Genomic DNA, 21,931 nt, shown 5'->3' on the forward strand with positions numbered 1-21,931 from the left:
GTCCTCAGTCGCCATCGCTGTCGCTAAAGCCCAGTGGAATATCGAGCGCCGGCGCCACCTCGGCCTGGTACAGCGCGGTGATGCCCTTGAGCTTGGTAGCCAGCGCCAGAATCTCGCTGTTGGCCTGGGCGCCCTCCTTGGCAGGCAGCTTGCCAGAGGCCGGCATGGCGGCATCGACCACGCCAATGGCATCGCGCCAGCGCTGGGCCAGGGCGATATGGCCCTTGCTGAGCAGCAGTGCCTCAATCGAGATCAGGTCCTTGCCAGGCACGGGCGGCTGCTGGCGCTGCGCCGGGGTCAGCAAAGCCTGGGCATGCAGGGCCTGCCACTGGGTCTGCCACTCGCGCCAGTTGTCGGCCATTGCGATGCGTGCAAAGGCGGGCGCCTTGTTGCTGCCCTCGACCACCTTGACCGGCTTTTCCATCTGCGCCCAGCGCAGGCGCTCCAGGCCGCCCAACCACTGGTTGACCCATTCCTCGATGGCCGCGCCCGTCTCCTTGGCGCCGGGGCTGACCACATCCTCGGGCTCGCTCTCCGAGCCCTCGACGCTCCAGGTCTTGCTGCGCAGAGGCTCCAGCGCGGTCTGCAGGCTTTGGGCCTCGGCGCTGATCGCCTTGGCCACCTGCACTGCAAACGCACACTCGGGGCTGGCTGGCTGCAGGCCCTGGCTCAGCAGCCAGTCCAGCGCGCCAAAGCCCTTGGCGGGCGTGCCCACCAGCTCCATGTCGGCAGCGCTCTGCGGGCCTTTTTTGACGGCGCGGGTGATCAGCGCCGTGCGGATCGGCGTGAAATCAATCTGCCGCAGCGAGCGGCGCTCCACCAAGGGACCCACGCTGGGCGTGGACAGCTGCAGCCAGGCGGTATGGCTGCGCTGCCACTGGCCGCGCAGCTCCGCCCCCGCTGTTTTGGCGGCAGCCGCCGGCCCGGCGCAGAAGCTGGCAAGGGCCTGGTCCTGCGCATTGGCGGCCTGGCTAAACGCCGCTGCACGGGCGGGCAGATGCTGACCATACAGGCTTTGCAGCGCCTGGGCGGCCGTGTAGTACGGCATGGGGGTGTCGGCAGCCTGGGCCAACGGGGCAGCGCTGCCCATGGCGGCCAGGGCAACCAGAGCGCAAGCTCTGCCCCAGGATTGCGCGGCCTGGACGGGCCCCGTTTTCAAACCAACTTGCGTCATAGCGACTCCACAAACTTGACCAAGGCCTCGCGCTCGGCGGCATCCATGTTCAGCACCTGCTGCTTGGCCTGCTCGGCCTCGCCGCCATGCCAGAGGATCGCTTCGAGCACGCCCCGCGCACGGCCATCGTGCAGCAGGCGCTGGTGGCCGTTCACATCCTGGATCAGGCCAATGCCCCACAGCGGCGGCGTGCGCCACTGCTGGCCGTTGGCCAGAAAGTCCGGCCGGCCATCGGCCAGCGCCGGGCCCATGTCATGCAGCAGCAGATCGGTATAGGGCCAGATCTTCTGGCCGGCAATGTTCTTGGCCGTCAGCCGGGGGAAGGGGCCGGGGCCGGTCACATAGCTGGGCTTGTGGCAGACGGCGCACTGCGCCTGGGCAAACAGGCGCTGGCCCAGCTTGACGGCCGAGTCATTGACATTGCGGCGGGCCGCAGGCGCCAGCGTGGCCTGGTAGAAGATCACATCGTCGAGCGTCTTGTCATCGATCTCGGGCGCATCGGCGCGCGCCTGGGCCGCCGTGCGGCCGGCGCTGGACTTGTCCAGACCGCCGCCATGCGGCGCGGCCAGGCAGTCTTTTTGCGCCGGGGTGCAGTTCTCGTTCGGGAAGATGCGCGAGGTGATGCCCATGTCGCCCGAGAAGGCGTTGGCCGTCTGGTGCGCCACGCTGGGCGAGTTGGCCTTCCAGCCAAAGCGGCCAATCGCCTCGCGCTGGCCATAGGCATCCCAGACGCGGTTGACCTGGCCCTTGATGGGGCCGGCCAGCGCCGCCTGCTCCTGCACATTGGCAAGGATGTCGGCCTCGGCAATCGCCTCGATCAGGCCCACACCCACCACCTGGGGCGCAATGCGCGGGCCGATCATCACATCCTTGGCCATGGGCCCATAGCCCAGGTCGGTCAGCTCGTAGCGGGGCTGGATCAATTCGTAGGGCGTGCCATCGGCAAAGCGGCCCTGGATGGGCGTGCCATGGATGCGCACAATGCCCTCGGGCTTGACGCCCTGCACGGCCGCATTGTTGAACTGGTCGCCATAGGTCGGCTCGGGTACCACGCCCGCATGCGGGTCGGCCTTGCCGGGCACCGACAGGCGGATCAGCAGCGCCACCGTGGGGTCGGGATCAGGTCCCAGCGTGCGGTGGAACTCGGGCGGCTCACCGCGCCCGTCCATGATGTGGCAACCGCCGCAGCTGCGCGCAATGAAATGCGGGCCCAGGCCATCGCGCGCCCGGGTCGAGGCCGGTGCCTCCACCCAGTTGCGCTTGAAAAAGGAGTTGCCAATGACAAAGCGCGTGCGCTCTTCATCGGCGAGGGAGGCAAAAGGAAACGAGAACGCGTTCTTGCCGGTGGCAAACACCGTGGTGTCGCCGCCGGTCATCTCGCTGGGGTCTTGCGCGGGCGCCGCTTCGGCAGGCTTTGCAGGCGCGCTGGTCTGCGCGACGCTCGCCTCAGGGCGCAGGGCCACCGCCAGGGCGGTGGCCGCGCACAGACCCGCTGCTGCCCATGCCAGCCGCTGCACGCGGCCACCGGGCTTCTTGTCATTCATCTTCACAGACATAGTGCAGCAACGGTCCTTCGTCAGGGCTGGACCAGGGTCAGCTTGGTGATGCCGATGGCATTGGCCGCCTGCACCAGCAGCTTGGACTGCTCGGTGGCGCTGTCCACCGCCGCCTGGATGCGCTTGCGGCCGGGGGCGTCGGCGCCGCCAATGATTTCGCGGTCAAACGGTGCCTGGATGCCTTCGGTCGCCTTGACCGTGCTGGCAATCTGCGCGCTGGTCTTGCCCGACAGCTCGGCATTCTTGGCCGCCACCAGGTCGGCCAGCGAGGCCACCTTCAAGGTCGTGCCATCGCGGCGCTTGTACTGGCCCAGCCAGACGTTCTGGATGCCGGTGGCATTGGCGACCATGTCGCGGTGGGTGTTGTCGGAGAAGCAGGAATGCTCGTCTTCCTGGTCCTGCGAGTTCAGCGGCACTTCCATGCGCTCGCCGGCCAGCTCGCCGCGCGAGAGCGAACCCAGGCCGACGATGATCTTGCGCACCGATTCCACACCGCCCTTGTCGAACTGGGCGCGGTAGTTCTTCTGGCCGGGTGCCCAGGCCTTGCTGACGCCCGCCAGGTCGTCGATCAGCAGCTCGGTCACCACCTTCAGGTAGAGGCGGCGGCGGTCGGCATGGGGGCGCTTGCCGTCCACATAGTCTTCAAACGAGCGCTCGCCCGGGCCGGTTTCGGACAGGTCCTGGCCCCAGAGCAGGAACTCGATCGCATGCCAGCCGGTGGCAATGTTTTCCTCGCCACCGCGCTCGTTTTGCTTGGCCAGGTTGGCCTTGGTGATCTTGAACTTGGGGTCGTTGATAAAGCCTGAATTGGCCTTGCCCTCGACATAGTCGACATAGGACTCATCCATCGGCCAGGCGTTGATCTGGCCTTCGGGGCCGTTTTCGTCATCGATCGGGCCGCCGTAGAAGCGGAAGGCTTCCGTCTGGCCGTAGAACTCACGCGCGTCGATCCAGCTTTTGCGCGCCGCTTCCAGCGTGTCTTTGGAGGGGGCGGCGAGCAAGGCGGCAATGGCCTTTTGCATGTCGCGTGCCGATGCGAGGCTGTCGCTGTAGTTGGCATAGACCAATTCGCTGTAGCCCGTGGCTACCGCACGGGCGTCCAGCTTGCTGGCCTTGGCGGCCGCCGTCTGTGCAAACGCCGGTGCAGACACCCCTGCGACTGCGCCCAAACCCAGGCCCAAGGCCAACCCCAACACCGAACGGCGTACTAGTCGTTGCGACATAGATTCCCTCTTCCAAAAAAACAGGCAGGCACAGCGGCGCTGTGCTGCTAAACAACAAGGGCTTGGCTGGGCTGCGAGGTGCGTGCGTGTTGTGAATTTTTATCGCAGCAGCTTGGCTAGGTGATCGAAGGCCAGGCTGGTGAACCACCGGCTTGCCCCTGTCTCCGGGGGGCAAAAAAGCCTGGCTTCGAAAGGATTCAGCGCAGTCCTTTGATCCACACGGACGTGCGGGCAGGCTCGCTGAAGCGCCATAGTATCGCCGCAGTCACAAATCCGCACAAAATTGGACGGATCTAGAGACGCAAAAAGGGGCGCCCGTGAGCGCCCCTATGCAGGTCAAAGACCGCTGCGGTTTAGACCACGCGGCTGATCTTCATCATATTGGTGCCGCCGGGCGAGCCCATCGGCTCGCCACAGGTGATCGCATAGATATCGCCGCTTTGCACGATATCGCGGGCCTTCAGGTGCACCTCGGCCTGGGCCAGTGCGGTGTCGCGGTCGGCGCTGGTGTCCATCAGCAAGGGGCGCACATTGCGGTACAGCGCCATCTTGCGCTGGGTGGCCACCTTGGGGGTCAGCGCGTAGATGGGGATCTGGGTGCGGTGGCGGCTCATCCACAGCGCAGTCGAGCCGCTGTCCGTCATCGCGACCAGGGCCTTGGCACCCAGGTGGGTGGCGGTGAACAGCGCGCCCAGCGCAATGCTCTGGTCGATGCGCTGGAAGGTCTTGCCGACAAAGTCGGTGTCCACATCCCAGTCGGCCGAGGCCTCGGCCTGGGCGCAGATATCGACCATCTCCAGCACGGTCTCGAGCGGGAACTTGCCAGCAGCGGTCTCGGCGCTCAGCATCACCGCATCGGTGCCGTCCAGCACCGCATTGGCCACATCGCTCACCTCGGCGCGGGTGGGCACCGGGTTGGTGATCATGCTCTCCATCATCTGCGTGGCGGTGATGACGACCTTGTCCATCTCGCGCGCCATGCGGATCATCTTCTTTTGCAGCGCCGGCACGGCCGCATGGCCCACTTCGACGGCCAGGTCGCCGCGCGCGACCATGATGCCGTCGGACACGCGCAGGATGTCTTCGAGGTGCGGAATGGCTTCGGCGCGCTCGATCTTGGCGATCAGGCCGGGGCGGTGGCGGTACTCGGCCGCGGCCACCATGCACAGCTGGCGCGCCATTTCCATGTCGGTAGCGGTCTTGGGAAAGCTGACGGCCACATAGTCGGCCTGGAAGCTCATCGCGGTCTTGATGTCTTCCATGTCCTTGGCGGTGAGCGCCGGCGCGGTGAGGCCGCCGCCCTTTTTGTTGATGCCCTTGTTGTTGGACAGCTCGCCCCCCAACTTGACCGTGGTGTGCACGGCATCACCCCGCACCGCGTCCACCGTCAGCACAATCAGGCCGTCGTTGAGCAGCAGCACATCGCCGGGCTTCACATCGCGCGGCAGCTCCTTGTAGTCCAGGCCCACGCCCTGCAGGTCACCGGGCTCCTGGCGCGAGGCATCGAGCACAAACCGGGCACCGGGCTCGAGCATCACCTTGCCTTCGGCAAACTTGCCAACGCGGATCTTGGGGCCTTGCAGATCAGCCATGATCGCCACCTCGCGGCCGGCGCGCTGCGCAGCCTCACGCACCATGCGGGCGCGGTCCACATGGTCCTGCGCCTTGCCGTGGCTGAAGTTCAGCCGCACCACGTTGACCCCCGCGCGGATCATCTCTTCGAGCAGCGCCGGCTCGCTGGAGGCCGGCCCCAGCGTGGCAACAATCTTGGTGGCGCGGCGGATCTTGGGCGAAATCATGGGCAGGTCCCCTGTGTCTTTGTCTCAAAAGTGGGGCCGGCTCCGTCACCAGATGCCGACCCGATGTAATTCAGTTCCATTCTGACACGAGAAACGTGCACAGGGAGTTACATCGCGGTTTCATTCGATGTGCGTTTGCACAATTGCGCGGCCAACAAAAACACCTGCGCGGCGCCAGGCCGGGCAGGTGTGGGATGGGGGCGGAGGCGGATCAGGCCAGATCAGCAGGCCGGGCCGCGCCATCGCGCATCAGCGCCTCGATCTCGTCGGCCTTCACCGGCACACCGCGCGTGAGCAGCTCGCAGCCGTCGTCGGTGATCAGCGCGTCGTCCTCGATGCGGATGCCGATGTTGTGGAAGGCCTCGGGCACGCCGTCGGCCGGGCGCACATAGATGCCCGGCTCGATGGTGGTCAGCATGCCGGGGCGCAGGATGCGGCTGGGGCGGTTGAGGATCAGCTCGCCCGAGAGCGGATCGCGCCGCTCACTGGTGTGCCCGAGCTCGCTGGGCTCGATGTAGCTGCCGCAGTCATGCACATCCATGCCCATCCAATGGCCGGTGCGGTGCATGTAGAACTGGAAGTAGCTGCGGTTGTCGATGACATCCTGCACGCCGCCGACCTTGTTCTTGTCGAGCAGGCCCAGATCGAGCATGCCCTGGGCCAGCACGGCGACGGTGGCGTCATGCATGTCGTTGAAACGCTTGCCGGGCCGGGCCAGCGCAATGGCGGCATCCTGGCTGGCCAGCACCAGATCGTACAGATCGCGCTGCGGGCCTGTGAACTGGCCGTTGGCCGGGAAGGTGCGGGTGATGTCGCTGGCATAGCCATCGAGCTCGCAACCGGCATCGATCAGCACCAGCTCGCCGCTGCGGATGGGCGCGGCATCGGCGCGGTAGTGCAGCACGCAGGCATTGGCACCGGCGGCCACGATCGAGCCATAGGCGGGGTACTGCGAGCCGTATTCGCGAAAGGCCTGCAGCAGCTCGGCGTCCAGGTGGTATTCGCGCACATCCTGGCCGGCGCGAATCATGCGGGCCGAGCGCTGCATCGCCAGGATGTGGGCGCGGGCGCTGATGTCCCCTGCGCGGCGCAGGATCGGCACCTCATGCGCATCCTTGAACAAGCGCATCTCGTCGAGCACGGCACACAGATCGCGCTGCTGCTCGGGCACCAGCGCGCCATAGCGGGTGCGGGCGCGCACGCCGTTGAGCCATTGGGCCACCGTGCCCTCGAGCCCCTGGTGGATCGCAAACGGGTACCAGACCACGCTGCGGTTCTCCAGCATCTTGGGCATGCGGGCGGCCTGCTCGGCCACCGAATAGGCTTCGCTCACGCCCAGCGCCGCCACGGCGGCCTCGGGCCCCAGGCGGTAGCCGTCCCAGATCTCGCGCGCCAGGTCCTTGGGTGCGCAGAACAAGGTGGTCTTGCCATCGGCGCTGATCACCAGGCTGGCGTTGGGCTCGGTAAAACCGGTCAGGTAGTAGAAATAGCTGTCGTGGCGGTACAGAAAGTCGCTGTCGCGGTTGCGCGGGTGCTCGGGCGCGGTGGGGATGATGGCGATCCCGCCCTCGCCCAACTGGCGCGCGACCTGGGCGCGGCGCTCGGCATAGACGGACTGTGCGGGAATGGCTGGGGTGGGGGCGGGTGCTTGCATGCTGCTATCGTACTGCAGAGCTTTACCACTGCGCCTGAGGTTGCATCTGCGTGACAAGCCCTTGAGATCGTTTTTATGATTTCAGAGAGTTGGCACATAATGCCGCATGCCCCACCGCTGGAAACCCAACGTCACCGTGGCCGCCGTCATTGAGCGCGATGGCCGATTTTTGCTGGTAGAGGAAGACACCTCGGACGGCATCCGCCTGAACAATCCGGCAGGCCATCTGGACCCTGGCGAATCCCCTATCCAGGCCTGTGTGCGCGAAGTGCTCGAGGAGACGGCCTTTGACTTCAAGCCCTCGGCCCTGCTGGGCATCTACATGAACCGCTTTGTGCGCAGCAAAAGCGGCGCCGACACCACCTATATGCGTTTTGCCTTTACCGGCACCGTCGGCGCGTTCTACGAAAACCAGCCGCTCGATGAAGGCATACGCCGCACCGTCTGGATGACCGCCGACGAAATGCGCGCCGAGGCCCACCAGATGCGCAGCCCGCTGGTGCTGCAATCGCTGGACGACTACCTAGCCGGCCAGCGCTTTGCGCTGAACCTGATCTACACCGATGTGTCCGTGCTGGTGCAGCCCGACGGGGTGAGACCGCTCGAATAGGCCCGCACCAACAACAAGCCCATGGCCCAGCACCATGGGCTTTGTTTTTGGCGGCGCGCCGTCTGCGCTTGGCGCTAACGCGATTGCGCGCAGCGGGCAGGCATGGCAAGGTGCATCCACACCATAACGAGGAGACACACCATGCCAGACCGCAACCCCTGTCGTTTTGCCACCCGCCTGGCGCTGCCGCTGGCCGCTGCGCTGCTGGCAGCCGGCTGCAGCTCGCTGGGCACCCCGCCCACCCGCCAGCACAGCGCCAGGATTGCCGGGCTGGAAAAGCCCGCCGAGGTGCTGGTCGACCAGTGGGGCGTGCCGCATATCTACGCGGGCACCACCTATGACGCCTTTGTGGTGCAAGGCTATATGGCCGCGCGCGACCGGCTCTGGCAGATGGACCTGTGGCGCAAGCGCGGCCTGGGCCAGATGGCCCAGGACTTTGGCCCGGCCTGGGTCGAGAGCGACAAGGCGGCGCGCGCGGTGCTGTTTCGTGGCGACATGTACCGCGAATGGCTGGCCTATGGCTCGGACTCCAAGCGCGTGGCCGAAGCCTTTGTGGCCGGGGTGAATGCCTTTGTCGCCCAGACGAAGGCCGACCCCGGCCTGCTGCCCGAAGAGTTCAAGCTGCTGGGCTACCAGCCCGCGCAGTGGGCCGCAGAAGACACGGTGCGCATCCGCCACCATGGCCTAACCCTGAACTTTACTGGCGAGGTGGACCGCGCCCAGGCCTTTTGCGAAGGCAAGCACAACGGCGCCCGCGTGGACTGGCTGCGCCGCGAGCTGGTGCCCGATGTGAAGCCGCAGGTCCCGCAAGGGCTGGAGGTCTGCGGCCTGCCCGGCAAGGAGCTCAAGCGCGCCTATGCGCTGGCTACCGCCAGCCCGCGCTTTACCAAGGAAAACGTCAAGGTCTCCGTGCAGGACATGGCCCCCGAGCAGCTGCTGGCACTGGCCGAATCGACCTTGAACCAGCCCGATGCCAACACCCTGGCCAGCTACGGCAGCAACAACTGGACGATTGCGCCGGGCATGACCACCACCGGCCGCCCGATTCTGGCCAATGACCCACACCGCGCCCACGGCGCGCCCAGCCTGCGCTATATCTCGCACATCTCGGCTCCCGGCATGGATGTGATCGGCGCTGGCGAGCCCTTCCTGCCCGGCATCTCCATCGGCCACAACGGCCGCATCGCCTTTGGCCTGACGCGCTTTTACATGGACCAGGAAGACCTGTATGTGTACGAAACCAACCCGCAAAACAGCAAGGAGTACAAGTACTTGGGCCGCTGGGAGCCGATGACCCGCGTCACGGAAAGCATTGCCGTCAAAGGCGCGGCCCAGCCGGTGATCGTCGAGAACTGGTACACCCGCCACGGCCCGGTGCTGGCCGCCGAAGGCAACAAGGCCTATGCGCTGCGCGCCGCCTGGCTGGACCTGGGCATGGCGCCCTATTTCGGATCGATGGACTACATGCGCGCGCAGGACTTTGACCAGTTCCGCGCCGCAATGAACCGCTGGGGCGCACCGGGCGAGAACCAGGTCTATGCCGACAGCAGCGGCAATATCGGCTGGATCCCCGGCGGGCTCACCCCCATCCGCCCCAACTGGGACGGGCTGATGCCGGTGCCTGGTGACGGCCGCTATGAATGGACGGGCTTCCGCCATGGCGATGAGCTGCCCTGGGAGTTCAACCCCCAGCGCGGCTATGTGGTGACTGCCAATGAAAACAATGTGCCGCCCAACCACCCACTCTACCAGAAGGGCATCGGCTACGAATGGTCCGACTCGGCCCGCGCGCAGCGCCTGCATGGCCTGTTTGAAAAGGCGGCCAAGGAGGGCAAGAAGCTCAGCGTCGCCGACTCCGAAGCCTGGCAGACCGACATCGTCGCCGTACCGGCCCAGCGCCTGCTGAAACTGCTGGCACCGCTGCAAAGCAGTGATGCCCAGACCGCCCAGGGCCTGGCGCTGCTGCAGGGCTGGGACGGCACCATGGCCAAGGACAGCGCCGCCGCTGCGCTGTATGAGGTCTGGAGCAATGCCACCTTGAAAAAAGCGCTGACCGACCAGGTGCTGGCCGCCCACGAGCGCAGCTTTGCCAAGGAGACCAGTGCCACCCGCATGATCGCGGTGCTGGAGAGCCCGCAGGGCTGGATGAGCGAGGCCGAGCGCGACCAGGTCCTGCTCTCGTCCATCGCCCCGGCGATGCAATGGCTGCAAACCAAGCTGGGGGCCGATGCCAAGAGCTGGACCTGGGGCAGCCTGCACCAGGCGATCTTTGTGCACCCGCTCGCCGGCGTGGTGGACAGCGCCACCAAGCAAAAGCTCAATGTCGGCGTGGGCGGCATCGGCGGCTCCTGGGCCACGCCCATGGCCACCAGCTACAACGTCGATACCTACCAGCTGACCTCGGGCGCCTCCTTCCGCATGGTGGTCGATGTGGGCAACTGGGATGCCTCGCGCGTGGTCAACACGCCCGGCCAATCGGGCAACCCGGCCAGCCCGCATTACCGCGACCTGGCCAACACCTGGGCCGCGGGCCAGTACTTTCCGCTGGCCTACTCGCGCAGCGCGGTAGAAAAGGCCACGCGCGAACGCATTGCGCTGACGCCGCAATAAGCCGGGCGGGCAGCGTCTGCTGGGGACCTTGGGCGCTTATCGGCGCTGTTGGTCGCTGTTGGGCGACAAAACGCCACATAGCCCTAGCGAAGCAGGCGCCTGCCGCCAGGCGGATAATTGCACCCATGGTTAAACAGCGCATCGTAGTGGGGCTGAGTGGCGGCGTGGATTCGGCCGTCACCGCGTATTTGCTCAAAAAACAGGGGCACGAGGTCGTCGGCATCTTCATGAAGAACTGGGAAGATGACGACGACAGCGAGTACTGCTCGTCGAACATCGACTTTGTCGATGCCGCAGCCGTGGCCGACGTGGTGGGCATCGAGATCGAACACGTCAACTTTGCTGCCGACTACAAGGACCGGGTGTTTGCCGAGTTTCTGCGCGAGTACCAGGCCGGCCGCACGCCCAACCCCGATGTGCTGTGCAATGCCGAGATCAAGTTCAAGGCCTTTTTGGACCATGCCATGCGCCTGGGTGCCGAAAAGATCGCCACCGGCCACTACGCCCGCGTGCGCCAGAACCCCGACAGCCAGCTCTTTGAGCTGCTCAAGGGCCTGGACCCGGCCAAGGACCAGAGCTATTTTCTGCACCGCCTGAACCAGGCCCAGCTGTCCAAGGCGCTGTTCCCGGTCGGTGAGCTGAAAAAGACCGAGGTGCGCCGCATTGCCGAAGAGATCGGCCTGCCCAATGCCAAGAAAAAGGACTCGACCGGTATCTGCTTTATCGGGGAGCGCCCTTTCCGCGACTTTCTCAACCGCTATATCAGCAAGGAGCCGGGCCTGATCCTGGACGACCGCAACCGCAAGCTGGGCAAGCATGTGGGCCTGTCTTTCTACACCCTGGGCCAGCGCTCGGGCCTGGGCATTGGTGGCGTGAAGGAAAAAGGCGCCGCCCGTGGCGCGGGCGAGCATGCGCCCTGGTTTGTGGCGCGCAAGGAGCTGGACAAGAACATCCTGCGCGTGGTGCAAGGCCATGACCACCCCTGGCTGCTGTCGCAGGCGCTGGACGCCGACAACACGAGCTGGGTGGCTGGTCACCCGCCCGCTGCCGGCACCTATGGTTCCAAAACCCGTTACCGCCAGCCCGATTCGCCCGCGATCATCGGCGCCGATGCCACGCCCGCGCATTTCCACCTCGATTTTCCCGAGGCGCAATGGGCGGTGACGCCAGGCCAATCGGCCGTACTGTATGACGGCGAAGTCTGCCTGGGCGGCGGCATCATCGCCAGCGTGGCGCCTTCGGCGGCCGCTTAAATAGTCAAGCAGGCGCGCCAGGCGCCTGTGCCGCGCCCGGCAGTTCGTCGCGCAAGATCCAGGCCGCCTCCTGGGTCGAGGCATGCGCGGGGTAGCGGATCTTCATGCGCATGAACACGCGCACCGCCTGGTCGGGCTTGTTGGCGCCTTGCTTGAGCACGCGCACCGTCAGCTCCAGCGCCTGGGGCACCAGATCGCTGCCGGCATAGCTTTTCTCAAAACCATGCAGCAGGGCCAGCGTGTGCGGCAGCTGCATGCGCTTCCAGGCCGTCTGCGCCAGCGCCAAGGTGTGGCTGGCCTCGTTCAGCCGAAAGCCCTTGTCGCGCTTGTAGCAACTGCCCCAGACCTCCAGCGCATCGCTGCTGCGCTGCTTTTGCAGCAGCAGCGCGATATAGCTTTGCGCATGGCGCGCCAGCTCACCCGCCTTGTCGCTGAGCTTGAGCACGCGGTGGTAGCGGCGCTGGTCGGCCAGGCTATCGGGCTCGCTGCGCTGCCACTCGCGCGCTTCGGCCAGGGCGGCGTTCATGTCGCCGTTCTGCACCAGCTGGGCCACCTGGGCATCGCGGCGCTGGGCCAGCGCGGTCTGCGGGTCCAGCACGGGCGCGCCCGCTTCGGCCTGCGGCGCCTTGTCCGGCGTGATGCCCAGGTCCGCATGGTTCTGGTACATCACATAGCCGATCATCGCGGCGATCACGCCGTTGAAATAAATCACCACAAAGGCCAGCAGGGGCGCCAGCAACGCCTGGGGCATCACTGTGACTAGCAAGGCAAAGGCCATCGGCACGCCCTGCATCAGCAGGAACAGAAACAGGCACAGCAGGCCATAGGGCAGACCGATGGCGCCCATCGTGCTCAGCAGCATGAAGGGGTTGATGGCAGCGCGCAGGCTGCCGCTGGTGATCAGCACCATCAAGGTGGCGGGGATCAAGAAAGATGAGAGCAAATCACCCAGTGCGCCCAGTCCCGGGCTGACCCGGGCGAGCATGCCGATCAGAAAGCCATGCACCAGCAGCACGCCAAAGAACTTCCAGGGCAGCACCTTGAGGTCGGCATCGCAGGGGTAATCGTCGTAGTCATTGCTGTCAAGCACGCCGTGCGAGGCATAGGCTGCGATCTTGAACGCATGCCGGCTGATGGCCAGCAGCAGGCCCACTCCGACGAGCAAGCCGATCAACAGGCCCCACATCAGCATATAGGCGCAGAGCGACAGCACCAGCGCATACAGCAAGGGCTTGCGCTGCAGCGGAAACAGGAAAAAACTGTTGAGCTTGCGCCAGAAAGGCTCGATCACCCATTGGGCGCTGTCAACGTCGTCTTGCTGTGGTGAACGCAGTGGGCCCATGGCCAGCCTTTCTGTCTGCCGCCCTCACTGGCGCAGCTTGGCAGCGATCATAAGGCATGGCTTCACCAAAACTTTACATGGAGCTGACGCACCAGGGTGCTAACCACTGCCGCCCATGCGCTCGACCCGCGTTCAGGTGCTGGCCTGGCTGAGCCAGCGCGTGACCGGCTCCTGCGGTGCGGCGCGCTGCAGCGCGGGCAGCCAGCGCCGGGCGTCTTCCAGCCGGCCGGCCTTGGCCAGGCCATTGGCCACCAGCGCCAAGGTGGCGGGCCAATGCGGGTGGTCGGCGGCGCTTTCCAGCTGCTGGCAGATTTTTTGGGCATCGTCCCATGCACCCAGGCGCACAAAGCTGCGCGCCAATGCATGCAGGCTGTTGTCGCTGATGCGCGGGGCGGGCCGGGCGCGGTCTGCATAGCTTTGCCAGCTGTGGTGCTGCAGCTGGCGCACGGCATCCGTGTTGGCCGGCAGCTTGAAGATGGCGCGAGCGGCGCGGTGAAAATCCTCGCTCGCCGGCGCATGGCGGGCGCTCTCGAACCAGGCGCGCAAGATGGCGGCATCGCTGGGTGCCAGCTTGGCGGCCTGGCGCCAGGCGGGCGCTGCCAGCTCAAAGGCCAGCGCATCGGTGTGCTTTTGCGCGCGCTGCACGGCGGCGGCCAGTGCGGCACTCTGGGCCTGGGCCTGCTGCTTGTCACGGGCGGCCACCTCGACCACCGACTCCTTGCGCCGCAACTGCAGGTAGAGAGCCATCAGCAGGCCACCGGCCAGCAAGCCGCCAAAGTGCGCCATATAGGCCACGCCCTGCTGCCCCATGAAGTGCTGGGCCAGCTCAAAGCCCATCCATACCGGCAGCACCACCAGCGCGGGCCAGGTGGCGTAGTTGAAGTAGAAGGCCAGCATGTAGAAAAAGCGGATGCGCCGCATGCGGTAGAGCACCACATACATGGCCATCAGCCCGGCAATCGCGCCCGATGCGCCCAGCCCATAGCTGCCGGAGCCCGCATAGAACAGGCCCGCAAAAAGTGAGGCGCTGACACCGGCCACCAGGTAGAAGCACAGGTAGAGCCCCGCGCCCAGCGCCATCTCCAAGGTGAACCCGAACAGAAACAGGAACACCATATTGCCCAGCAGGTGGCCGGTGCTGCCGTGCAGGAAGGCGGAGGTCAGCGCCTGCAGCGGCTGCAACCCGGCGCCGGCCTCATAGCTCATCGCCCAGCGCGACGTAAAAGGCTTGGGCTCCAGCGGCGCAAAGCGGGCGCGGGCGGCCTGCCAGTCGGCATACAGCGGATCGGCCGCGGTGATCACCTCACCGGCCAGCAGCTGGCGGCGAAAACGCCCCTCCTGCTGCATCAGCATGTAGATCTGGCCGTAGTCCTGGTTTTTTTGCAGGCCCTGCACCATGCGCACCATCTGCGGCTGGATGCGGCTGTCCGGTTTGCGGCTTTGTGCCTGCAGATAGGTCACAAAGGCCGGCACCTCGATCGCCGGTAGCGCCGTATGCGCATAGGTTTTGGAGGCCCGCTCAGCCGCCCGCTCCTCACCCCCTTGCCAGACCCAGAACACCAGGCAGTTGATCGCAATTAACAGCACCGTCATCCACGGCGGCGACTGCCAGGAGGGCTTGTTTTCCAGAGGGATGGCAATAAACATGGCGACTATTGTGCAGTCGCCATGCCGGCGCGGTGTTGGATTTTTGCCTTAGCTTACGGGGGCGCTGATGCGGTGCAGCGCCGGCTTGGCCACACGCACATAGTCCTGCGCATTGAGCACCATCGAGCGGTCCAGCCGCCCGGCATTGAAGGCGATCTCGGCATGGCGCTCCACCAGGTCCGGGTCCACCACCAGCGCCACCTGCGGGCCAGGGCTGAAGGGCGGGATCGCGCCGATCACGCAGCCGGTCCGCTCCGTCGCCTCTTCCGCGCTGGCCATCGTCATCTTGGGCAGGCCGAGCGCGGCAGCCAGCAGGCGAAAGTCCAGCTTCTGGTCGCCCGGCAGCACGGCCAGCACCCAGTGCTCGGCATTGCGGGTCTTGCACAGCATGGCCTTGGCACCCTGGCCTGGCGTCGTGCCCCGGATGCGCGCCACCTCATCCGATTTGCCCTCGGCCGGGTGCTCCAGCACCCGAAAGCGCGCGCCCTCTCCCTCTAACAACTGCTGCAGATGCGCAAACACGCTCATGGCTGCACTCCGGGCGCGACCACCGCGCCTTGCACCTGGTGCTGCGCCAGCGCCTGGGCGACAAAACCGCTGGCCTTGGCCGCTTCCACAAAGGCGGCCAGCCACTGGATGGCGGCCTCGCCCCGGCTCTTGGGCAGGCCCATGGCCTGCTGGATCAGCATGAAATGCCCGGGCAACAGGCGCAGACCGGCATGGCTGGCCACCGCCGCCTCCAGCTGCACCTTGACGCCTGCGGCCACATCGCCCTGGGGTTGCAAAAAGACATCGACAACCGCAGGCGATGTGGGCGCGCGCAGGATGCGGGCGTTTTTCAGCGCACGCGTGAGGTAGAGGTCATAGGCGCTGCCCTGGCCGACCACCACCTCGTGCGCGGCCACATCCACCTGCGCGTTGTCGCTCAGCGGCGAATCACTGCGCACCATGTAGGCGCCTTCGATCAGCACATAGGGGGCCGAAAACCCAATGCCCGCGCCCCGCACCGGATCCACCGCGAAAAAGCCGACATCGGCCTGGCCCTGGGTGACGGCATCGACCGAATGGGCGGCCGCCTCAAACAGCTGCAGATCCAGCGGCAGACCCAGTTGGGCCGCCATGCGCGCGGCCAGATCGACGGAGACGCCTGCGGCCGAGCCATCGGCTCTTTTGTGCGCCAGCACCGGGTTGCCCACATTGATGGCGGCACGCAGGCGGCCGCTGGGCGCGATGAGGGATGCGATCTTGGTGCTATCCGAGGTATTGGCGGTATAGGCGGTATCGGTGCTAGGAGTCATGGCCGCTTTCATGCAAGGTTGAACAAAGGGCATGCCGTCAGCTGCGCGCCCCTCTCCAGGGCGGCACGGCCGCCATCAGGGGTGTTGCCGAGCCGGCATTGCGCGCGGCGCGTTCTGCGCCCATGCCGCATTCTCTACCGGCGGCACAGCCGCAGTGGGCACTGGCCTTTTGCGCCCAAGCCGCTGGCCCGGCGCTGGCCAAGCCAGCCAGGCCCGCGCAGCCGGCCCGCCTGCCGCCGGTCCTGCCCGCTGCGGGTTTTACGCTTTGAATCATATGGCGGCTTGGCAACCTACCTTCTAGTAGGTATAGTCAATGTCAACGCCACAACCCAGGTCCATTGACAATGTCTACCCGCGAAAAAATCATCCTGCTCAGCAACCACTTGATCCAGCAACGTGGCTTCCAGGGCTTCAGCTATGCCGATCTGGAGGCGGGTATTGGCATTCGCAAAGCCAGTATTCACCACCATTTCCCCAGCAAGACAGACCTGGGAATTGCCTACTGTGACTACAAGCGGGCCGATTTCAAAGCCCTGGAGGCCGAGCTGCAAAAGCTGCCCGCCGGCGTGCCGCAACTCCAGGCCTATCTGGATGCGTTTGCCGACTGTGCGGCGCAGGGGCAAATGTGCGGTGTCTACGCGATGCTGTCCGACAGCCACCTGTTTTCGCCCGAACTACAAACGGCGGTCTACCAGCTGGCACAGACCGAGCAGCAGCTGCTGCAAGACATTCTGGTCGCGGGCCAGCGCAGTGCAGCCCTGCATTTTGCGCAGCCCCCGGCAGAGCTGGCCATGGTGGTCAGCTCTGCGATCAAGGGCGCGCTATTGCTCAACCGCATCCCGCCCCATGGGGCCTATGAGCGCGCTGCCAAAGCCATTGTGGACTGGCTGAGCGCCGCCCCATGACATCCGCATCCCAGCCCCTTTTTTAACCAGGAGACCACCATGAAAAATGCCATCCATCGCTTTATTCGCTCCGATGCCGATATCGCTGTGCTGCGAGTCTCGGTGATCTTTATTTTTGCGCTGTTCGGCACCTTCAAATGGTTTGATTTTGAGGTCGCCGAGTTGGAGCCCCTGATCTCGAGCACCTGGCTCAGCTTTCTCTACACGCTCTTCGGTGTGCACGGGGGCAGCTACTTTTTGGGCGTGGTGGAGACCTTGGCATTTCTGGCACTGATAGTCGGCTTCAAAAGGCCCGCTTTTGGCGTCGTGGGCGCCCTGGTCGTCATCGCCACTGGCATCACCACCTTGAGCCTGCTACCCCAACTCTCCACGCTGGACGGTTTCATCGTCAAGGACGTGCTGCTGATTGGCGCCGGCGTTGTGCTGCTCAAGTTCGATCTGCGCCGCCAGCTGAACACGCCAGAAGCGAGCGCAACCGGCAGCGCCGCACCGATGGCAACGGGCCGCTAAGAACCGGCTCAAAGGCGGGGGCCGCCGGGCGTGGCACCAGATGCACCTGGGTATTGTTGCCCAGACGCTGCAGATTCAGGTCATCGCTGTCACGGCCCATGCAGCGGGCAACCCGCCCGAGCAGGTCAGCCAAAACCAGCCGTCCCGTGCCATCGGGGCTGCTGCAATAGCGCCACACCCATCGCTACGGAGAATGGGCCAAGCAATCCCGCAGCCTTGGCCGAAACGCCTGGCGCCCCATCAAGCCCACCCACCAAGGAGGCCATGGCAATGGGTGGGCTCGCTTTGGCAACCTCATGATGTACCGAGTCAGGCACACCGCTATCACCTACAAGCCCGCCAATTTCCTGGCGGCACTAAAGCTTGGATGTTCGAACGCTGGCACAAACTCATCGAGCTCTTGCTTTGTCATGCCAACCTCGGGGGACTGTCCTACCATGCGCCACTGCAAAATCGCCTCCACCTGCTTGCGCACAATGGCCAACGCCTGTTCACGAGACAAGGCAAACTGCGATGCTTGCCCCATCAACTGCGGCATGCTGGTGATCGGTCCGGTGTCTTCACTCAGCCAGGTCTTGGATTCCCGGTCCTTGTCGGGCATCGGGTTGATGTCGAACGCAGGCGAGAGCTGCCATTTGTTATCGCCCATGTAGAGGAAGCCCATGTTTTGCAGGTGGTCGTCGACGTTGGTGATGAGGTGGTTGAACACCTGACGCCGCCACAGTTCTTGGGCATCCGCGACGTAGTTGGCGCAGGCCCCTTTCATTGCATGGAGAACCTCGGTGTAGGCGTGTTCATCTTGTCGACTCGCCTGCAGCAAGGTGGCTCCCGAGATGTAGGGGATGCGTGCATCGTCAGGGGTGCGGTCAAATCGCCGTATGACCGCCACGGGAGTGCCTTGCACCACTGCGACATGCGCCTTCGATACGGTGATACCAGCCAAAGCCGCTAGCTTGAGTGCCAGCACCTCCGCACGAGTGACATTGCGCTCGTCTTTGACACTCGGGAACTTGCCCAATGCGAGATATCCCTCTTCGTCCAGGATGCTGCATTTCGGACGCATGCCGCCAAGCGATGTGCCCTTGCCTCGCAGATAGGCCAAATCCTGGGCGGTCTCCTTGCCGAGTTCAACTGCCCGTGAAGAGCTCAGCATCTTTTCGAGTTCGAGCATTGGCGGCGTTGCCCGCCTGCCTTCTGGTGCCGACTCAAGGTAAACGCCACGGGCGTTACGCAAACGCAGTGCCCCCATACGGCTGAAATCATCAACCGCACAAAGGTAGTCGAGCTCGGTCAACGCACCCAGCTTTGGGTCCTCCTCGCGACGCTTGGCATGTGCCCGAGCAATGACTCGACGGCCCCAAGCATCTGGCTCGGTATCCCCAAGGGCGAGGAAGAAAAGCGAGTCCTCCTTGGTCGCAGGCTTTCGGGTCTGGAAGCCCGGCGCGGCGGAGAGGTCCGCAGAGACGTTAAATGTGTCAGCGTGGTCGAGCCACTCCTGAAAGTAGCCGAACTGCGTGAATACGCGCGGCCCGTTTCGCACAAACACGAGCTTTCCCACGGGGGTGCCCGTTTTTCCAAGACACACATCCAGCTCCGTCTTGGTGTTTGGGGCAGCGGCATTTGCTCTAGTCACCATATCGCGGAAAACTTTCAGAAAGCTTTGGGTGTGTCGCGGCGCTTGCTGTGAATCCGAGATGGAAGTTCTGCGTCCATGAGGGCAAGTCCAACCGAATCCGTCTGCGTGTCCATCAGGAGGCTCAGCTTCTCCAAATCGCCAAAGACCTGCAGCGCACTGGCCAGATAAACGAGCGCTGTGCCTGGGTTGCCATCCTCCAGCCGGCGAACGGTGCTCACCGAGACGCCCATACGAGCAGCCAAGTCGGCTTGGGACAGGCCGCGACGCCTGCGTGCGAGCTCAATGTTCTGACCCAAGGCCTTGAGAGCCCGGTCTACAGTCAGGTTAAGAGTCAAAACCATTTAAGCATCCTCATAAGAACACCTAAATTCTACAAGAGCTCTAATTGGAGCCATTGTAGGATAGCAGCATGATTTACTCAATAAGCGCTCTCATAAGAATACTTGTACATGATAAGTATTCTTAAAAGATTGCTATCTGCCAACAAGGTGCAATAAGCTATCCAAAGAAGCCAATGAAAAGAAGCCGGGGAAGTCCACAATTTCATCCTCGCCTCGCCTCGCAGCAAACATTTTGAAGTACCGACTTGTCTTAGAACTCACTCAAGAAGATCTAGCAAAAAAGTGTGGGTAAGAAAAAACCCGCTTTCTCAGAAGAGAGCGGGTTTGCTTCAAAACTACTAGCAGTGCTTTTTAGAACGGAATATCGTCGTCCATGTCGTCAAAGCCAGACGCAGCGCGTGGGGCTGGCGCGGGCATAGGTGCCGGTGCTGGACGGGGAGGCGGTGCCTGGCGGGGTGCGGCAGCTGGAGCCATCGCCGGTGCGGGGGCACGGCGCTGGTAGTTGCCTGCGGGTGCACCGCCGCCGCCACCTTGGTCACCGTAGCCGCTGTCGCCATAGCCGTAGTCATCGCCACCGCCCTGGCCGCCACCGCCGCCCTGGCCTTGGCGGCTGCCCAGCATCTGCATCGAGTCAGCGCGGATTTCTGTCGCATAGCGTTCCTGGCCGGTGGCTTGGTCGGTCCACTTGCGGGTGCGCAGGCTGCCTTCCACGTAGACCTGGCTGCCCTTGCGCAGGTACTGGCCGACGATTTCAGCCAAGCGGCCATTGAACACGACGCGGTGCCACTCGGTGGCCTCCTTGTTCTCGCCGCTGTTCTTGTCGCGCCAGCGGTCGGTGGTGGCGATGGTGACGTTGGCCACCTGGTCGCCCGAGGGGAAGGTGCGGATTTCAGGGTCGCGGCCGAGGTTGCCGACGATGATGACTTTGTTGACGGATGCCATGGTAGAGGTAGTTCCTTTGAAAAATGGGCGCCTACTATGCGTTGGCAGTGTTGCAGGCATTGCAGCCTTCAAAGCGCCCATCACTGTGATTCAGGGGCGTATCCTACCCCAAAGCGGCCGGTCCTTCTCTGCGGGTGGCCGCAGATCCTGCAACAGGGCCTGCCAGGCCTGCCCCATTCCCAGCCAGTGCTTACTTTTGTGCAGCGCCAGCAGCAGCCACGGCGCGGCCCAGCGGCTGCAGCGGCCAGGTCAGCACCAGCCACAGCAGCGCCAGCGCGCTGGTGGCGATGAACAGATCCGTCACGCTGCCCCAGCGGGTCAGCGCCCCACCGAGCGCACCGCCGGCAAACAGGCCCAGTGATTGCAAGGTGTTGTAACTGCCCAGTGCCGCGCCGCGCAGCGATGCCGGCGCCATGCGCGAGACCAGGCTGGGCTGCGTGGCCTCCAACGCATTGAAGCCGCAGAAAAACACAAACAGCAGCACGCCCATCAGCCACAGCGCGGGCGCATGGCCCGAGGTCGCCACCAGGCCCAGGGCCATCTGCACCAGGGCCACCAGCGCGATCGAGCCCAGCAGGGCGCCGCGCAGGTAACCGCGCCGCTCCAGCGCAAACAGCCCACCCATCAGCACAAAGGACAGCAGCACGGCCGGCAGGTAGACCTGCCAGTGCTCGGCCTTGGGCAGGCCTGCGGCCACCAGCATCGCGGGCACCGCCACCCACATCGACATCTGCACCGTGTGCAGCACGAACACACCGGCATTGAGGCGCACCAGGTCGGCATGGCGAAACACCTCGCGCAGGCCGCCGCGCGCGCCGCCCCGGTGCAGCAAAGGCTCGGGAGGCACAACCCACAGCACCACGGCAATACCGCCCAGCGCCAGGCCGCAGGTCATCAAAAACAGGCCGCTCAGGCCGATATGCACCACCAGCAGCGGGCTGAGCACCAGCGCCAGCGCAAACATCAGGCCGATGCTGGCGCCCACCAGGGCCATGGCCTTGGTGCGCACTTCGTCACGGGTCTGGTCGGCCAAGAGCGCCGTGACGGCCGCAGACACGGCGCCGGCGCCTTGTAACGCCCGGCCCAGCAGCAGGGTATGCAGGTTGCCCGCCATGCCGGCGATCAGGCTGCCGGCGGCAAATACCAAGAGGCCCAGCACAATGACCTTTTTGCGCCCGAAGCGGTCAGACGCCATGCCCAGCGGCAGCTGGCAGAGGGCCTGGGTCAGGCCATAGACGCCCATCGCCAGCCCGACCAGGGCCGGGTCATCACCGCCCGGGTATTTGTGGGCCTCCAGCGCAAACACCGGCAGCACCAGAAACAGGCCCAGCATGCGCAATGCAAAGATCAGCGCCAGGCTGAAACTAGCGCGCCGCTCGGCCGGCAGCATGGCCGTGGAAGAAGAAACAGAAGTGAGAGACAAGGGCGATA

Annotated in this window: 18 protein-coding genes; 5 read left to right on the plus strand and 13 right to left on the minus strand. The window is 64.8% G+C overall.

All coding sequences use genetic code 11. From position 1 onward, the window contains the following. Positions 1–4: 4 nt before the first annotated feature. The 5 genes from WH265_RS08315 to WH265_RS08335 all read right to left on the minus strand — a co-directional run bounded on the left by WH265_RS08315 (position 5) and on the right by WH265_RS08335 (position 7,406). Positions 5–1,090 (minus strand): hypothetical protein, encoded by a 1,086-nt coding sequence (locus WH265_RS08315; protein WP_339557937.1) that lies wholly within the window; start codon positions 1,088–1,090, stop codon positions 5–7. A gap of 80 nt (positions 1,091–1,170) precedes the next feature. Then, entirely contained in the window at positions 1,171–2,718 is a 1,548-nt protein-coding gene (locus WH265_RS08320) for a di-heme oxidoreductase family protein (protein ID WP_339557938.1), read from the minus strand. A gap of 32 nt (positions 2,719–2,750) precedes the next feature. After that, positions 2,751–3,953, minus strand: coding sequence for an imelysin family protein (locus tag WH265_RS08325; protein ID WP_339557939.1), 1,203 nt, complete (start codon positions 3,951–3,953; stop codon positions 2,751–2,753). A gap of 353 nt (positions 3,954–4,306) precedes the next feature. Then, positions 4,307–5,752 (minus strand): pyruvate kinase, encoded by a 1,446-nt coding sequence (gene pyk / locus WH265_RS08330; protein ID WP_339557940.1) that lies wholly within the window; start codon positions 5,750–5,752, stop codon positions 4,307–4,309. Between the two features lie 211 nt (positions 5,753–5,963). After that, positions 5,964–7,406, minus strand: coding sequence for an aminopeptidase P N-terminal domain-containing protein (locus tag WH265_RS08335; RefSeq protein ID WP_339557941.1), 1,443 nt, complete (start codon positions 7,404–7,406; stop codon positions 5,964–5,966). A gap of 106 nt (positions 7,407–7,512) precedes the next feature. Here WH265_RS08335 and WH265_RS08340 point away from each other — a divergent pair, with 106 nt between their 5' ends. From WH265_RS08340 to mnmA, 3 genes are all read left to right on the plus strand, one after another. After that, positions 7,513–8,016 carry an NUDIX hydrolase gene (locus WH265_RS08340; protein WP_021027024.1) on the plus strand — a complete coding sequence of 168 codons (504 nt, stop codon included), beginning with the start codon at positions 7,513–7,515 and terminating at the stop codon, positions 8,014–8,016. Positions 8,017–8,157: 141 nt separating this feature from the next. After that, positions 8,158–10,626, plus strand: a complete 2,469-nt coding sequence (locus tag WH265_RS08345) for a penicillin acylase family protein (RefSeq protein ID WP_339557942.1) — start codon at positions 8,158–8,160, stop codon at positions 10,624–10,626. 125 nt (positions 10,627–10,751) lie between these two features. Continuing rightward, complete coding sequence (gene mnmA / locus WH265_RS08350; protein ID WP_339557943.1) at positions 10,752–11,879, plus strand: tRNA 2-thiouridine(34) synthase MnmA; 1,128 nt, start codon at positions 10,752–10,754, stop codon at positions 11,877–11,879. Between the two features lie 4 nt (positions 11,880–11,883). On the opposite strand, the gene WH265_RS08355 is transcribed toward mnmA, so the two are convergent. The 4 genes from WH265_RS08355 to WH265_RS08370 form a co-directional block, all read right to left on the minus strand. Next, on the minus strand, positions 11,884–13,221 hold the full coding sequence (locus WH265_RS08355; protein WP_339557944.1) for a hypothetical protein: 1,338 nt from the start codon (positions 13,219–13,221) through the stop codon (positions 11,884–11,886). Between the two features lie 132 nt (positions 13,222–13,353). Next, positions 13,354–14,868, minus strand: a complete 1,515-nt coding sequence (locus WH265_RS08360; RefSeq protein ID WP_339557945.1) for a rhomboid family intramembrane serine protease — start codon at positions 14,866–14,868, stop codon at positions 13,354–13,356. A 48-nt stretch (positions 14,869–14,916) separates the two neighbouring features. Beyond that, positions 14,917–15,396: a YbaK/prolyl-tRNA synthetase associated domain-containing protein gene (locus tag WH265_RS08365; RefSeq protein ID WP_339557946.1), complete on the minus strand. Its 480-nt coding sequence runs from the start codon at positions 15,394–15,396 to the stop codon at positions 14,917–14,919. Next, entirely contained in the window at positions 15,393–16,166 is a 774-nt protein-coding gene (locus WH265_RS08370) for a transporter substrate-binding domain-containing protein (protein WP_339557947.1), read from the minus strand. Before WH265_RS08370 ends, WH265_RS08365 begins: the two co-directional genes overlap by 4 nt. Positions 16,167–16,510: 344 nt before the next feature. On the opposite strand from WH265_RS08370, the gene WH265_RS08375 reads away from it, so the two are divergent. Both WH265_RS08375 and WH265_RS08380 read left to right on the plus strand, forming a co-directional pair. Further along, positions 16,511–17,071 carry a TetR/AcrR family transcriptional regulator gene (locus WH265_RS08375; RefSeq protein WP_339557948.1) on the plus strand — a complete coding sequence of 187 codons (561 nt, stop codon included), beginning with the start codon at positions 16,511–16,513 and terminating at the stop codon, positions 17,069–17,071. A gap of 39 nt (positions 17,072–17,110) precedes the next feature. After that, complete coding sequence (locus WH265_RS08380; protein ID WP_339557949.1) at positions 17,111–17,581, plus strand: DUF417 family protein; 471 nt, start codon at positions 17,111–17,113, stop codon at positions 17,579–17,581. 328 nt (positions 17,582–17,909) lie between these two features. Here the strand turns inward: WH265_RS08380 and WH265_RS08385 are convergent, their stop codons facing one another. From WH265_RS08385 to WH265_RS08400, 4 genes are all read right to left on the minus strand, one after another. Then, entirely contained in the window at positions 17,910–19,217 is a 1,308-nt protein-coding gene (locus tag WH265_RS08385) for a type II toxin-antitoxin system HipA family toxin (RefSeq protein WP_339557950.1), read from the minus strand. Between the two features lie 14 nt (positions 19,218–19,231). Beyond that, positions 19,232–19,558 (minus strand): helix-turn-helix domain-containing protein, encoded by a 327-nt coding sequence (locus WH265_RS08390; RefSeq protein WP_339557951.1) that lies wholly within the window; start codon positions 19,556–19,558, stop codon positions 19,232–19,234. A gap of 351 nt (positions 19,559–19,909) precedes the next feature. Next, on the minus strand, positions 19,910–20,500 hold the full coding sequence (gene ssb, locus WH265_RS08395; protein WP_339557952.1) for a single-stranded DNA-binding protein: 591 nt from the start codon (positions 20,498–20,500) through the stop codon (positions 19,910–19,912). 190 nt (positions 20,501–20,690) lie between these two features. Then, complete coding sequence (locus tag WH265_RS08400; RefSeq protein WP_021027011.1) at positions 20,691–21,890, minus strand: MFS transporter; 1,200 nt, start codon at positions 21,888–21,890, stop codon at positions 20,691–20,693. Positions 21,891–21,931 lie beyond the last annotated feature (41 nt).

This window comes from Comamonas sp. MYb396, from assembly GCF_037479555.1.
In the GTDB taxonomy this organism is placed as follows: Bacteria; Pseudomonadota; Gammaproteobacteria; order Burkholderiales; family Burkholderiaceae_C; genus Comamonas.